Origin of the sequence: Vibrio sp. 10N.286.55.E10, assembly GCF_002872555.1 — a bacterium.
Taxonomy (GTDB): domain Bacteria; phylum Pseudomonadota; class Gammaproteobacteria; order Enterobacterales; family Vibrionaceae; genus Vibrio; species Vibrio crassostreae.
Genome location: NZ_MCSD01000024.1, coordinates 404,315 through 419,000, shown reverse-complemented (window position 1 = coordinate 419,000; position 14,686 = coordinate 404,315). Strand labels below are relative to the sequence as shown.

15 protein-coding genes are annotated in these 14,686 nt (G+C 43.9%); 5 read left to right on the top strand and 10 right to left on the bottom strand.

Annotation, left to right across the window (positions count from 1 at the left end; all coding sequences use genetic code 11):
• Window positions 1-108: 108 nt before the first annotated feature.
• The gene (locus tag BCV39_RS15795; RefSeq protein WP_017068159.1) at window positions 109-363 is read right to left on the bottom strand and encodes a YgjV family protein; all 255 of its coding nucleotides are present in this window, start codon (window positions 361-363) and stop codon (window positions 109-111) included.
• A gap of 268 nt (window positions 364-631) precedes the next feature.
• Between BCV39_RS15795 and BCV39_RS15790 the strand changes: the two genes are divergently transcribed.
• The 3 genes from BCV39_RS15790 (at window position 632) to BCV39_RS15780 (ending at window position 3,050) form a co-directional block, all read left to right on the top strand.
• Window positions 632-1,219, top strand: coding sequence for a DUF4136 domain-containing protein (locus BCV39_RS15790; RefSeq protein WP_048662602.1), 588 nt, complete (start codon window positions 632-634; stop codon window positions 1,217-1,219).
• 178 nt (window positions 1,220-1,397) lie between these two features.
• Complete coding sequence (locus BCV39_RS15785) at window positions 1,398-2,582, top strand: D-alanyl-D-alanine carboxypeptidase family protein (RefSeq protein ID WP_048606313.1); 1,185 nt, start codon at window positions 1,398-1,400, stop codon at window positions 2,580-2,582.
• A gap of 174 nt (window positions 2,583-2,756) precedes the next feature.
• Entirely contained in the window at window positions 2,757-3,050 is a 294-nt protein-coding gene (locus BCV39_RS15780; protein ID WP_080967419.1) for a YkgJ family cysteine cluster protein, read from the top strand.
• Between the two features lie 165 nt (window positions 3,051-3,215).
• Here BCV39_RS15780 and BCV39_RS15775 read toward each other — a convergent pair whose 3' ends face one another.
• The 6 genes from BCV39_RS15775 to BCV39_RS15750 all read right to left on the bottom strand — a co-directional run bounded on the left by BCV39_RS15775 (window position 3,216) and on the right by BCV39_RS15750 (window position 8,835).
• Window positions 3,216-4,898, bottom strand: coding sequence for an RluA family pseudouridine synthase (locus BCV39_RS15775; protein WP_102433484.1), 1,683 nt, complete (start codon window positions 4,896-4,898; stop codon window positions 3,216-3,218).
• 152 nt (window positions 4,899-5,050) lie between these two features.
• Window positions 5,051-5,671 (bottom strand): glutathione S-transferase, encoded by a 621-nt coding sequence (locus BCV39_RS15770; RefSeq protein ID WP_102433485.1) that lies wholly within the window; start codon window positions 5,669-5,671, stop codon window positions 5,051-5,053.
• Window positions 5,672-5,705: 34 nt separating this feature from the next.
• Entirely contained in the window at window positions 5,706-6,737 is a 1,032-nt protein-coding gene (locus BCV39_RS15765; protein ID WP_102433486.1) for an NADP-dependent oxidoreductase, read from the bottom strand.
• A gap of 143 nt (window positions 6,738-6,880) precedes the next feature.
• On the bottom strand, window positions 6,881-7,471 hold the full coding sequence (locus BCV39_RS15760) for a TetR/AcrR family transcriptional regulator (protein WP_048662606.1): 591 nt from the start codon (window positions 7,469-7,471) through the stop codon (window positions 6,881-6,883).
• A 187-nt stretch (window positions 7,472-7,658) separates the two neighbouring features.
• Window positions 7,659-8,132, bottom strand: a complete 474-nt coding sequence (locus BCV39_RS15755) for an FKBP-type peptidyl-prolyl cis-trans isomerase (RefSeq protein WP_019821974.1) — start codon at window positions 8,130-8,132, stop codon at window positions 7,659-7,661.
• Between the two features lie 76 nt (window positions 8,133-8,208).
• The gene (locus BCV39_RS15750; RefSeq protein WP_102433487.1) at window positions 8,209-8,835 is read right to left on the bottom strand and encodes a thioredoxin domain-containing protein; all 627 of its coding nucleotides are present in this window, start codon (window positions 8,833-8,835) and stop codon (window positions 8,209-8,211) included.
• Window positions 8,836-9,104: 269 nt separating this feature from the next.
• On the opposite strand from BCV39_RS15750, the gene BCV39_RS15740 reads away from it, so the two are divergent.
• The gene (locus tag BCV39_RS15740) at window positions 9,105-9,740 is read left to right on the top strand and encodes an OmpA family protein (protein ID WP_102433488.1); all 636 of its coding nucleotides are present in this window, start codon (window positions 9,105-9,107) and stop codon (window positions 9,738-9,740) included.
• Window positions 9,741-9,849: 109 nt separating this feature from the next.
• On the opposite strand, the gene BCV39_RS15735 is transcribed toward BCV39_RS15740, so the two are convergent.
• Entirely contained in the window at window positions 9,850-10,209 is a 360-nt protein-coding gene (locus BCV39_RS15735; protein WP_017062638.1) for a glutaredoxin, read from the bottom strand.
• A gap of 89 nt (window positions 10,210-10,298) precedes the next feature.
• Window positions 10,299-11,891 (bottom strand): nitric oxide reductase transcriptional regulator NorR, encoded by a 1,593-nt coding sequence (gene norR / locus BCV39_RS15730; protein ID WP_048660055.1) that lies wholly within the window; start codon window positions 11,889-11,891, stop codon window positions 10,299-10,301.
• A 368-nt stretch (window positions 11,892-12,259) separates the two neighbouring features.
• Between norR and hmpA the strand changes: the two genes are divergently transcribed.
• Window positions 12,260-13,456: an NO-inducible flavohemoprotein gene (gene hmpA / locus BCV39_RS15725; RefSeq protein ID WP_102433489.1), complete on the top strand. Its 1,197-nt coding sequence runs from the start codon at window positions 12,260-12,262 to the stop codon at window positions 13,454-13,456.
• Window positions 13,457-13,593: 137 nt separating this feature from the next.
• On the opposite strand, the gene BCV39_RS15720 is transcribed toward hmpA, so the two are convergent.
• Window positions 13,594-14,574, bottom strand: coding sequence for a TDT family transporter (locus BCV39_RS15720; RefSeq protein WP_170960777.1), 981 nt, complete (start codon window positions 14,572-14,574; stop codon window positions 13,594-13,596).
• Window positions 14,575-14,686: the final 112 nt, after the last annotated feature.

Sequence of the window (14,686 nt, the reverse complement as noted above, 5' to 3'; positions counted from 1 at the left end):
AAGATTTGATGTACACAAATCGTGCTTGAGACCGACAGATACAAAAAAGCCCAAATAGATCGCTCTATTTGGGCTTTTTCAGAATTATTTGAAATGCTAATCGCTAATTTAAGCTTTCGCTGCTTTCATCGCTTCCGTTTTTTTTTCCTTTTGCATTTTTGCAAGGAAGTAGATGTTTACACAAGCGATAAAACCATTGGTGGCTGCAACTGGCCATGCGTCAATCATGATGCCGTATGCTGTGAAGAGTGCACAGCCAATAAAGTTAAGGACACGCAGACGAACGATATCTTTCATTGTTAATGAAATTGCGACCATAATAGACGCAGCGTAACCTAAAATTTCAACCATATTGAATTCCATTGTTTGACCCTCTTAAATTTGCCGATACTTTGTCGGTACCAATTCTTCTCTTCATGAGATGATTGAGGAAGCTCCGTGCCTCGAATGGTCTGGTTTTGTTTAACGGGATGAACTATACCAACTCTGTTTTTGTGATTAAACCCCCAAAACAGACAGAAGTGAAGGTTAGCGATTACGCAAACGTTTAATGACCTTTCTATTAACATAATTACTATTTATGTTGGAGGTTGAATTGATAGTTATTCTTATATGGGTAAGGGCTCCACGAATGATAAAACGATCCATTTGTGCAACAAAAAGCATAAGAAAAGTAGCGCAGCTAGCTTTGATAGCGATTGGACTGACAGCATGTACCACTCAAGAATTGCCGCCAACGCACAATTATGGTGTGGTCACCAGTGGTGATTTTGAGTTCATGAAACACGGAGTGATGACGTACTCGTGGCACCCTGAATCAGAGCAGGTTTACCTTTCTCAAAAATACGATGAAACTGTGGTTACCGATTTAGTGCGTGAGTCGATTCAAGAGCAACTCTCTAATAAAGGTTACCAGTTAAAACAGGATGGTGTTGGCGATGTTGTTGTCGGTTTTGGGTTGGCGGAAGAATCGGAACTGAACGATGAGTCGATCTTTGATGCGATCAAGCTATCTACTGGTGTGCCATTTTATGATGGTGAAGGTAAAGTAGCGGAGAAAGGTTCGTTGTACATTGCGTTTTTCGTGCCTAACTCTGAGGTCGTACAATGGCAAGCATTAGCACAGTCTGGCATCCAAACTGATTTAGAGCCAAGCGAAAGAAAACAGCGCGCTACTGGCTTTGTTGAAATGTTATTTAGACGCATGCCTGAGCGATAGAGTTAGGTGTTGGACACATTCGTTGAGTCAATATTAGTTGTTGAAAATATGGTCAGATCGCAGATTATACTTTTTTATTTGTAACGAACGGTACAAATACGTAAAGCAACGTAAAGTTCGCGCTTCTTTTGCTGGCATTTGTCTATACTGCTCAAAACGTTAACTTAGGTTTGATTCAATGAAACTGTTTTCCAAATACTCTCTCCCTCTATTAAGTATATTCATTGTAAGTAACGCAGCGATGGTAAGTAATGCAGCTATCGCAGCACCTTCTATAGTACCAAGCCCACCTAGCCTAGGCGCAAAAGGGTATGTGTTAATTGATTTTAATTCTGGTGATGTGCTGGTAGAAAAAAATGCACACACTAAGTTAAACCCAGCGAGTTTGACCAAACTGATGACCAGCTATGTAGCTGGACAAGAGATGAAGCGAGGCAACATTTCTGCTGATGATCAGGTACGAATCAGCGAAAACGCGTGGGCGAAGAACTTCCCAGACTCTTCAAAAATGTTCATCGAAGTAAACACAGATGTAGCAATGATGGACCTTTATCGTGGCTTGATTATTCAATCCGGTAACGATGCGAGTGTTGCGATTGCAGAACACGTTGCAGGTTCACAAGATGCATTCGTCGACCTTATGAACTCTTGGGCTACATCTCTGAAGCTAGAAAATACCCATTTTGCCAATGCACATGGTTTAGACGCCGATGATCTCTATTCGACTCCTTATGATATTGCGCTACTCGGTCGTGCCATTATTCGTGATTTACCGGATGTGTATGGCTTATACAGTGAGCGTTCTTTTAGTTACAACGGCATCACACAGCACAACCGTAATGGCTTGTTGCGTGATAGAAGCTTAACCGTTGATGGCATGAAAACGGGCTACACCTCTGGTGCTGGCTACAGTTTGGCGAGTTCAGCGACACAAGGTGAGATGAGACTTATTGCGGTTGTGATGGGCGCATCAAGCGTTAAGAGCCGTGAATCAGACAGTAAACAGCTGTTGAGCTATGGTTTCCGTTTCTTCGATACACTAAACCCGCACAAAGGCGGCGATCAAGTGGCTGAAGAGAAAGTATGGTTTGGTGAGCAAGACACATTGAAACTAGGTGTGGCAGAAGACACGTTCATTACCTTGCCTAAATCAGACAGTAAAAAGCTGACTGCATCTATCGAGCTTAACTCTGAACTGAAAGCGCCAATTGCAGAAGGTCAAACTCTAGGTGTGGTTCATTACACCGTTGATGGTGAAGATGTTCAAACTCAGCCTTTGATCGCGCTGGAAGCGGTTGAGCAGGGCGGTTTGTTCAAACGTTTAATGGACTACGTTAAGCTGTTCTTCGCGAGCCTATTCTAAATAGAGCTTGTAGCGATAAGCCGCAATCAAAAGTGGAAACATATGGGTGTTGTGAGTGAATCACAGCGCCCATTGTTTTTTTTACATCAATGAAAACACCGCTTCGTACCATCTTTATTAGCCGTAGCGGGCGGTTTCGATTACTATACGCAAAATTTAGCAGTGTAGTCACTTATGACGATAGAGATAAAGAACGTAACCGAACCCGAAGTAACCTGTGCCAATTGTCAGGCATGCTGTTGTCGTTTAGAGGTTATGATCATCACAGATACGGGCGTACCTGAAGAGCACATCGCTTACGATGAGTGGGGCGGTGAAACCATGAAGCGCTTAGATGACGGTTGGTGTTCTGCGGTAGATAGAGAAACACTGATGTGTACTATCTATGAAAACCGACCATGGATCTGTCGTGAGTTCGAAATGGGCTCTTTTGAATGCGTTGATCAGCGCAAAGATGTAATGGGCTAGGCGTCTGCAGTATTGAAGTTAGTAACGAAAATACGCTACTGAGCTGTGATAAGCACATTAAAAATTAAATATCAGGGTTCTATATCTGAAGCAGATGTAGAACCTTGATGCGTTTTACGAGATCGAATATTTAGTGAGATAAGAGTTTTAGTTCGACAAAATAACTTAGAACTCAGAAGGCACTTCAAACTCCATCCATTCTCCAGTTGTTGGGTGAATCAACTTTAGGTAGCCAGCGTGCAGGTGTAAGCGCTCGCGTTTGTATCCGTATAAGTCGTCACCACGAATCGGAACACCAAGCCCTAATGGATGAGCACAGTGCACTCGCAACTGGTGGGTTCGCCCTGTTTTAGGGTACAAGTGAACCTTGGTTTTCCCATTATGAGTGCCTACCGCTTGCCAATGGGTTTCTGCGTTTCGGCCGTGTTCATGGCAAACCAGTTGTCTTGGTCTGTCTGTGATGTCACCGCGCAAGGGCAGGCTGATATCGCCAAATTCGCCAGTTATCTCACCATCTAACAAAGCGGTGTAGCGCTTCTCTACTGTTCTATCAATGAACTGCTTCTGAATGTGCTTGTTTGACTCCGCTGTGAGCGCCAAGATCAACAAACCTGACGTCGACATATCCAATCTATGGATAATCAAAGGGCCAGTAGCATCCGGGTAACGCGCTTTTATTCGTGTATAAACAGAATCTTCGATGAACTTGCCGGGAACCGACAAGAATTCTTCAGGCTTATTGACGACCACGATCTCTTCGTCTTCATAAACAATATCAAAAGACTTACCAACCGCAGGGTTCACGATAAGTGGGTTATCTTCTAACTCAATGCTACTTAGCTGGTGTTCGAGGATTTCAAAGCTTTTACTCTGACAAACCGGGTAGAGGTTTGCGTGTTGTCGAATGATAGCTGTAGGCGGCAATCCCCACCAAAACTCAGATAATGCTAACGGCTTAAACCCGTGCTCAAAAGCGAAGTTAAGCAGCTTAGGTAGGCAGCAGTCACCAGAGCCTTCAAGCGCATCTTTGCCATCGAGTAATTCAAGTAAATTTTTAGATTGCTTCGTTTGATTGATAAAGCGATAGTGAGAGAGGCGTTGAGTTTCTAACTGTTCTGAAATTGCTTGGTGATCTTGCTTACGGCTTTTCAGTTCGTTTTCAATCAAGTCAACTTGTGATTGACGTTCTGCGATCTTCTGTTTCCACTCAATACGAAGTGCTTTTAGGTCGCGTTTCTCTTGGCTACTTTGATTGCCCAATTGTTTGAGCAAATTCGCCGCCGATTCTAGATTCCCCGATGCCTTTTCTTGGTTTGCTTGCTCTCTGACTTCATTTCGCTGAGTTTTGTTCTCGGCCATTGCTAACTGAAAGGCTTCGATAGCTTGTGCTGATTCGATTTTTAACCCTTCAAGCTCGGCTAATAATGCGTCTAGGTTGTGTGACTGTTGTAGCTTTTCAATGTCATCCGCTAGTTGCAACTGGCGAGCAAGGTTTGCACTATTTTGAGATTGAAACTGTTCTGAATCGAAGGCTGGTGGAACAAAGTGAATGTTGTTTAACTGAGAGACCAAAGCCGGATCTAACTGTAAACCTGAAAACGCAGAAAGGTAGCCTAACTCTTGCGTAGTTGGATTCTGAACAAGCAGAACAGCGTAGAGGTTACCTTGCGATATTTCGTTTAAACCACAGTCCAGCAGCGACTGTTGAAGCTGCTGCATCGCTAATTCACACAAAGGATGCGGAGTATAGTAATACGGGAATGTAAAACGCTCTGGCAGCGACAAGTCTTGATTCGCTGTTTGGTTTAACGTGCGCAGTGGCGTGTATTGAGCAAGGTTTGCTGACATGAAGATCAAACTCTATGGGTATTCAGTTTAGATCTCGGTATTGTTGTCGAAATAAAGACAAATGAGAAGCCAAAGCGGAAGATAAATCGGCTTTGGCTTCATTTAGATTGTCATGTTCATGCTATGAAAGCAGTGAATGGAACAAATCTTGATTAGTTAGAGTGTTCTAACTCTAATTGCTCTGCTTTTTGGTAAGCTGGGTGGCTAGTCAAAAGCTTACCGTATTTAGCAATGTTAGGGTAAAGCGCAGTTGCACCGAAGTTACCAACGATTTCTACGATGAACGACATCATGAAATCGGCACCAGTGAGAGTTTCGCCTACAAGATAAGTTTTGCCTTCAAGCGCTTCGTTAACGAAGGTTAAGATCTTTTGATTTTCATCGTCTGCATAACCGCCTAGGAAGTTAGTCTCGCAGCCGTCTTTCATCACAAAGATCTTAAGCAACATTGGTAAAATACCTGAGCTTTCAGCGAAGTGAAGCCATTGTGAATATTCGACGTATTCTGCTGTACCGCGTGCTGGTGCGAACTTACCTTGACCGTATTTGTCGATTAAATATTCCGTGATAGCACCAGATTCAGTGATCACGACACCATCGTCTTCAATGACAGGAGATTTGCCCAACGGATGAACGGACTTGAGCTCTGGTGGTGCAAGGAAAGTGACACTGTCTCGTTGGTAAGGTTTGATTTGATAATCGACACCAAGCTCTTCCAGTAGCCAGATGATGCGCTTCGAACGTGATTTATTCAGGTGATGTAAAGTAATCATGATTTTACCTAGTTAACGGGTTCAGTTTATTGAATTATTTAGCTTCGTTCGTTTTGATAACAAGCTTGCCGAAGTTCTGACCGTCCAATAGGCCCATGAATGCTTGTGGCGCGTTTTCTAGGCCTTCAACTAAGTGTTCACGATAGTGCATCTTGCCTTGAGATAGCCACTCTGTCATTTGAACAGCAAACTCGTTGTAACGGTGTGCGTAGTCATCAAAGATGATGAAGCCTTGCATCTTAATTCGTTTAACCAGCAGCATCCCCATAAGGCTAGACATGCGATCTGGACCTTCAGGCAGTGATGTCGAGTTGTATTGAGAGATGAGGCCGCAAACAGGGATACGAGCGCCTGTGTTTAGAAGAGGCATGACTGCATCGAATACCTTGCCGCCAACGTTTTCAAAGTAAACGTCGATGCCGTTGTCACACGCTTTCGCCAGTTGTTCTGCGAAGTCGTCAGCTTTGTGGTCGATACATTCATCAAAGCCAAGAACCTCTTTCGCGTACTGGCACTTTTCTTGACTGCCTGCAACACCGATAACACGACAGCCTTTTAGTTTGCCGATTTGTCCAACGGTTGCGCCTACAGCACCTGTTGCTGCCGCAACGACTAGCGTGTCGCCTTCTTTAGGTTGGCCGATATCAAGCAAGCCCATGTAAGCAGTAAAACCAGGCATACCCATGATGCCCAGTGCGTAAGAAGGGTGCGTCGGTTCTTTGCCTAGTTTGATTAGGCCTTCACCGCTAGACACACCAAGATCTTGCCAACCTGTGTAAGCGAGAACCCATTCGCCAGTTTCGTAATCAGCGTGGTTTGACTCTTCAACCTGACATACGGTTGCGCCTACCATCACTTCATCAATCGCAACGGGGTCTGCGTAGGATTTAGCATCGCTCATACGACCACGCATGTATGGGTCTAGAGAAAGGTAAACTGAGCGAAGTAACATCTCGCCGTCTTTGATACTTGGCGCGGCTGCTGACTCTAAACGGAAGTTGTCTTGAGTTGGTGCGCCAACTGGGCGAGAAGCCAATACGATGCGGCGATTGCCTTGTTGAGTCATTGGATATCCTTAATTTATGTTTTATATATTTAGAATTAGACCAGTCGTCTAGTCTTGTTGTCTAAAAATCCCGCCATCATCAAATTGATAAGAGGGCGGGTGATTTGTTTTAAGTTAAAGCCAATAAAGCGCGCTGCGCGTTATTAGCTTTCACCTTTTAAAATTCGTTCGGTAAGGCTCAAAGCTGACTGTAAGCTATGTGAACTCTGGCTCAGCTTGCTTAATAAGCTTGCGCCTAACCACATAGAATAAAGGTTCTGAGCTGCTTCTTGGCTATCTTCAACCTTTATAGAGCCATCTGTAATACCACCGACAATGCACTGCTCGATGGTATTCGTCACCTTCTCAGCACCTTTTAACAGCGCTTGGCGCATTGGATCAGAGAGGTCAGAAACTTCGGCACTGAGCTTAACGACCAAGCATTTATGAGCATTACAGATACCGTTTTCGGTCTTCGCCCATAGCGAAAAATAGCTCAGGATTCGCTGATAATGATTACCTTCACCGTGCACTAAAATTGCTTCAATCTTAGTGATGTAGTTTTCAAAATAGTGCTGAATTAACGCCTCACCAAATTGCTCTTTCGATTTAAAGTAGTGGTAAAACGAACCTTTCGGTACGTCCGCTTCTTTAAGCAACTGTGATAAGCCAACGCCATTGAAGCCGTTGTTCACTATTAATTGATAGCCGACATTTAAAATATGCAGGCGTGTGTCATTCGTTTTCTCGTTCATGGTCGGTACTATAGTTTAAATTAGACCAGTCGTCTAGTGGTGGGTTTTGAGGGTATATTTGGTCGTTGTTAAAATAGTTAAATAGTTAAATAGTTAAATAGTTAAATAGCTAAAGTGCTTTCAAATGTTCAGATATAAAAAAGCCCCAACATAGCGCGTATGTTGGGGCTTAAATCAGTCTCTTCGATTATTTGATAGAGATGAGTTCTACATCAAAAATCAGAGTCGATGATGGTGGGATAGGGCCTGAACCGCCTTTGCCGTAAGCTAGAGTGCTTGGAATGAATAGACGAACTTTTTGGCCTTCAACCATGTAAGTTAAGCCTTCTTGCCAGCCTTTGATTACTTGCTTAAGGGCAAATGAGATTGGCTCGCCACGCTCAACAGAGCTGTCGAAAACAGTGCCGTCGATCAGCGTACCGTGGTAGTGAACCGTTACTTTGCTGTTCTTAGTTGGGTGTTCTGTGCCAGTACCTTCTTCAAGTACAAGGTACTGTAGGCCGCTTTCAGTCGTAATTACGCCTTCTTTAGCTCCATTCTCGATAAGGAACTGTTGACCTTGTTCGAAGTTTTCTGCACCAGACTTATGATTCGTCCAAGTACGGTAAATCATGAAACCCGCCAAAAGAAAGACAATGACCGGGATGACAAATTTAGACATAGTAAAACCTATTTATATTGAGTGCTGAATTTCGTAGTTAAAACTGAATGTGTTAATCAGTCGGCTTAAGCCGTGATTATGGTTGAGTCAAAAGGTAGTTGATCGTTTTCGCGATACCAGCAACGTCTTGGTGGCCAGCTGTCAGCACTTGGTATTTACCGTTGATGATAAAGGTTGGTACTGAGTTGATCTGACCTTTCACTGAGATCTCTTCTGCTTTTTTAACGTAGTCGAAAAGAGCGACTTGCTGTTCTTTGTTCAGTTGGTATGGGCTAACCAAACCACGAGAAGTAAACGCTGTCTCCAGCGCTTGTTGACGCTGCTCAGGTGTTGCATCTGCACCCATTTGAACGGCACCAAATAGGTCGTCCATGAACGCGTGGTCAGGCGTCGCATCAAGCTGCATCACTGCTGTGTAGTAGATCATTGCGCTGATTTGAGCGCTTTCGTTAAACGTCACGTGCATCTTGCCAATGGTTTGGTCTGTTAGAGATTCAATCTCTGGAATTGCACTTTCCATTTGACGGCAGTGACCACAGTTAAGAGAGAAGATTTCAGTGATCGGAGATAAGTTAAATTCGGTTAGAGCAGTAGGAAGCACTTCGTATTGAGCACCTTTTTGTGGCTCGTCTGTTTCACTACAACCCGCGATGATAAGTACGGCAGCGAGTGCTGTGATGAATTTAGTAAATGGTTTAAACATAATGTTTGCTCTAGCGTTGAGAAGTCGTGAGATTCTAACTATTTAGGACGAATTGGAAAACAATTATAAGGTAAATAAATGCAAACAGTTCGAACTAGCGAGTTAAGACAGTCTAGTTGACGGTTAACTGTGATCAATAGCACTTTTTTTGATGCAGGCTCTTTTGTCGAAAGTTTTCGTCTAAAGTTTTCCCCTCAGTGCCGATATAGACATTAGTGAATGATTTATCTGCATGAGTGGTTGGTGAAGTAATGAGATATTTAGCAATAATGTTAAGCATAGCTTTGGCAGGGTGTGAAACGACATTACCAACAGGTATGTTGGGCGATGATATGCTAGAAACTGCGCCGCAAACCGATTACGACTTGATGCATCCTGAATGGGGTGTGGTTCAAACGACTCATGTCGCGAGCAATCGTGGCTACACAATACAGAGCAACTCTCGTCAGCAAACAACCATTACCACCAACTATGGTCGAGGCGTATCAACCAATGATCCGCTAGAAGTTTTCCTCAGACAAAACCGTATCGATTTTGAAGTTTTACCGGGCAATCATGTAATGGTAAAGCTTGAGCAGCACGTGAACTTTAAAACAGGTTCTGCATTCCCTGAGCCTGCTTATAATCAATGGCTAGATACGCTAGGCAGCTATCTTGCTCAACGCCAAGATATTGATGTGGTCATAGAAGGGCATACTGATAATACGGGCACAGATCGAATCAACGATCCGCTTTCAGAGAAGCGCGCAAAAGAAGTGAAGACTCGATTAGAGAGTAACTATGTGTCGAGTCGCTCCATTTATACTCGTGGCTTTGGTGAATATGTTCCAGCTTGTACCAACGCCTCTGCGCAAGGCAAGGCGTGTAACCGCCGTGTAGAATTGATGCTGATCGTAGCGAAGTAGTCGTTTGAACTTTCGTACCTCATTTGAAACGGCTTATGCTAAATAATAGACATAAAAAATCCCTCACATTTGAGGGATTTTTTGTATCTAGATTTTGTCGCTTTATTGCTTATGCAAACTGCTTTTCTAAGTAAGTCACGATATCTGAAGATTCGTACATCCACTCAGTTTTGCCGTCTTTTTCGATACGTAGACAAGGCACTTTCACACGACCGCCGCCAGCTTCAAGCTCTGCACGGTGTTGCTCGTTGTTTTTTGCATCACGAAGTTCAAATTGAACCGACTGACGTTTCATCGCGCGGCGCACTTTCACACAAAATGGGCACGCTTCGAATTGGTATAACGTGTGCGTTTTTGCTTGCTCGTTTACTTTGCTTTGCTCTTCTTGAGAACGCTTAACACCACGTGGGCTGAAAACAAAATTCAATAACAAGATGACACGACCTAAGAACCAACGGATAAACTTCATAACTCTCTCTACATATTTAAAATTAGCGTTACAATTTGCAGCATTATATACACAAGTTTTGCCAGATGCTTGCAACAAACCGCTAATATCTATTTTGTCCGTTCGATCGTGTGAGACTTAGCCACATTTAGCCCTAAACGCTTAGACAGTCGAGTCAGGTTTGCTCGGTCTGTTTTCAAAATACGGCCTGCTTGTGCCCAGTTAAAATTGGCATCTTCCAATACCTCAGTAATGATACTGCGTTGAAAATCATCTGTTGCACCGCGCAGCCCTGCAGAAAGATCGATCGTTGGTGTCGATAACGGTGTGTTCTTCACCTGTGTCGTCGCAATTGGCTGGTCTTGGTCGAGTGGACCACAATCTTCCTTGGTAATTGTCACCAGGTTTTTATTCGTGCTACGCGCCAATGCTTTCAATGCTGAACGACTGATCACGTGCTCAAGTTCACGAACGTTACCTGGCCAACCATAACGATTTAGGAAAGAAAGAACGTCAGAGCGGAACTTAACTTGGTTGATACCAAGTTTACGACGTGCTTGTTCTAAGAAGAAACCCGCTAATAGGCTGATGTCGTCACCACGATCTTTTAGTGCAGGTACTGCGATAGGGTACACACTCAGTCGGTGATATAAATCGGCTCTGAATCGCCCGTCTTCAACTTCTTGCTTTAGATCTCGGTTAGTCGCTGCCAATACTCGCACATCAATGGTTTGAATGTTGTCTTGGCCAACAGGTTGAATTTCGTTGTTTTGTAGAGCACGTAGTAGTTTACTTTGCGCGGCCAAAGGCAATTCACCAATCTCATCTAAGAACAGTGTGCCACCATCGGCTAACGCAAACTTACCTAAGCGGTTTTTGTCTGCGCCAGTAAACGCGCCACGAACGTGACCAAATAGTTCACTCTCTACCAAGTTCTCAGGAATAGCAGCACAGTTGACGTAGACCAACGGGTTACGTTTACGTTGCGATTGATGGTGCAGGGTACGAGCAACAAGCTCTTTACCAACACCAGTGTCACCATGAATCAAGATATTAAATTCAGACGGTGCGACAACGGCAATGTCGTTCTTAAGCGCGACCATGGTGTCACTGTTACCAATTAACTCGCCGCCGTCACGTTCCCAGGCTTCTACGTTCAACTCTTCCAGTAATTGCTTTGACTGTTTTGCTTGATGCTCAAGTTGCGAGAAGGTCAGTGCCATCTGCATAGTTGACGCTGCAATAGCTGCCAGCACCTCAAGGTTGCGGGCAGGAATATTCGCAAATACATCTGGTTTTAGGCTGTCCAGGGTTAGCACCCCTAACAATTTGTCACCAAACAGCAGAGGCAAACCCATGCAGGCGTGCATTGGTAGATCGCCGTCATGATCGATCAGTAAGCCATCGAAAGGATCAGGTAGCGAGCTATCAGCATCAAAACGAACAGGAGAGCGTGATGCGCAAATCTCATCAAAACGAGGGTGTTCTGAAATGATAAAGCGACGACCGAATGTATCTCGGCTGAGCCCTTGCATTGCTATAGGTACTAGCGTGTCGCCTTGAAGGCTTAAAAGCGCGACACAATCACACGTTATGGTTTTGCGAATGGCATCGATCAGGCGATTGAAACGATCTTGATCGTTCACACCACTTGCGAGGCCAATGGTCATTTCCATGAGGGTAGATGCGGAGATATCTTGCATAAAAAACTCTAACTGTGTGTGTTTATCTACATAATAGAGTCTTATTGACTTAAAAAAAAGGTCTTTTTGACATTTTTATAAGATGTATTTTGAAAGGAAAACCAGTAATGACGGGGATTGATAAAGTTGGCACTGATTGTGCAAAAGAGACAGCGAAGCCCAATTATAGCGCTGATTAAACAGACTATTCTTGATCTCAATCAATCAGGTGGCATTAATCAGGTTTCGCGATTTTTTGAAATGAAAACGAGTCAAAATAACTCAGTTTCTAAAAATAACTCAGGTTTCAGAAAATCGATAAGTCATTCTTAATTTTTAGTAGTCAAAATGACATATAGGTCATAAGGCTCAGTGTTCGGAGTAAATTCATGCTTAACAATGCACATATCGAAATCATCAAATCTACTATCCCTCTACTTGAGAGCGCAGGCCCAGCTTTAACTCAGCACTTTTATCAACGTATGTTCACACATAACCCTGAGTTAAAAGATATCTTCAATATGACTCACCAAAGAACAGGTCGCCAAGGCGTAGCACTGTTTGAAGCTATCGCGGCTTATGCAAAGAACATTGAAAATCTAGCAGCGCTAACCACAGCAGTTGAACGCATTGCACAGAAACACACAAGCTTTAATATTCAACCAGAGCACTACCAAATTGTTGGTTTGCACCTGATTGAAACACTACGTGAATTAGCTGCTGACGCGTTTACTCCAGAAGTGGAAGAAGCATGGACAGCCGCTTACCTATTCTTAGCTCAAGTATTCATCGATCGTGAAGCTGAACTTTACCTACAGCGTAAGCAAGCTGTTGGTGGTTGGGAAGCAGCGCGTGCGTTTGTGATTGCAGACAAAGTCGAAGAGTCAGCGCTAGTAACAAGCTTCATCTTACAGCCAAAAGACGGCGGTGAAGTTCTGGATTACACACCAGGTCAATACATCGGTATTGAAGTGAAACCTGAAGGCTCTCAATACAGCGAGATTCGTCAATACTCACTGTCTGATAAGCCAAACGGCAAGCAATACCGTATTTCTGTCAAACGTGAGGGACAAGGTCAAGAGGCACAAGGCGTTGTATCTAACCACCTACACGATATGGTTGCTGTTGGTGATGAAGTAAATCTTTACGCACCAGCGGGTGACTTCATGTATCAAGAGCGCAGCAAGCCAGTAACACTTATCTCTGCAGGTGTTGGTGTAACGCCGATGCAGTCTATGCTTGAGTTCCTAAATACGGAAGATAAAAACGAGCCAGTACTTTACCTTCACGCTTGTGAGAACGTAGGCCAACACTCTTTCACGACTCGTGTTAAAGACATTGTTGCCAACAAAGGTTGGGAAGCGAAAACGTGGTACATGAACAAAGACGAATCTGCATGTGAAAACACGCATCAAGGCCAAATGGATCTAGCGTCTATCTCAGACACTAAAGGCTTTGAAGAGAGTGACTTCTACATCTGTGGCCCGGTTGGTTTCATGAAGAACATCGTGGAACAACTAGACGCACTTAACGTTGATCGTTCACGCGTGCACTACGAAGTATTCGGCCCTCACGCTAACTTCTAATAGTTCTCGATAGTTCTATTAACACTCGCCTGAACTATTAACGACCTTGCCTATTCAAAAGGCCTCACATTGTGAGGCCTTTTTTGTTTGGAGGAGCGCTGAATCGAGAGGTCTCTAGAAAAGAGGGCTTGAGTTGATTAAGAACGCTTCGTCTTCTTAGACATGTAATCGGAATCAAAAAACTCAGGCCAGTACATTTTCACGTAACCACCTGCAACCCAAATCACTAGAATGGTCGCGATGGTTAGCTCAAAGAAACCAAACTTGTGTAGCCAATACCATTGTGGGTATTCCGCGCCGAAAAATGTGGTTAGACGATGCATGGCAATAGCGCTGATCACGGATGGGAAGGTGACGGCAGCAATTGAAGGTTGGAACTTCAGACGCATTAGGCGGATGTAACACAAGTAGATCAGCAGTGTCATTGTGATGGCAATGCCAGCCAAAGCGCCAGTCAGAATAGGATCTGGATTATCAAAGTTGACCAAGTAAGCGGCTAAAGACAAGTTTACTGGTGCGGCCATGATTGCCAGTGTTGGTCTTGCTCTGCGTGGCAGGTTTCCTTCGAACACCAAGCGGTACAATACCACTGGCAGCATAAGGAAATAGATACCGATACAAGTGGCCGCAAGTGTTTCTGAAAATACCGTATGGCCAAACTGTGTGCCCGCTAAAGAACTGCTGATCAAACCTACCGGATACAGAAACCAACTCGGTACAATGTTTGACATTTTGAAGTTGATGATCTGAAAACCAAAGAACAATACCATCATGGTAAAGTGCAGCAATAGCGCACAGAACCAAACTGGGTAGGCGATGACTGGCGATATCTCGGCTAAGTAGTCGCACAGAATCAGCAAAGCCATGCTCATTGGTGCCATTAAGCTACCCACTAATGGGTGACGTATGTCATTAAGGAAGGTATTAAAGCTCGTTAGATAACGGAGTAAAACAGGCAGCAATAATAGCGCACCGAATGAAGCGAGGTAGGGACGAATGATCTCACCAATGCCCGGGATATATAGCGCCCAAGCTTGTCCTAGCCCAATAACGCCAAGTGCTAAAGACGCCTGAGATGGCGGCACATTTTTTACTTGGGTTAATCTTCTCCAGTTCAACGACTTGCTCCGACTTAGTTAATTACAGAATATTGGATTATTTGCTTTAGTTAGAGCCTGTAAGTATTTCATCAATAGATTTTGAGGGCACTCAACTAATTTTGAGTGGATG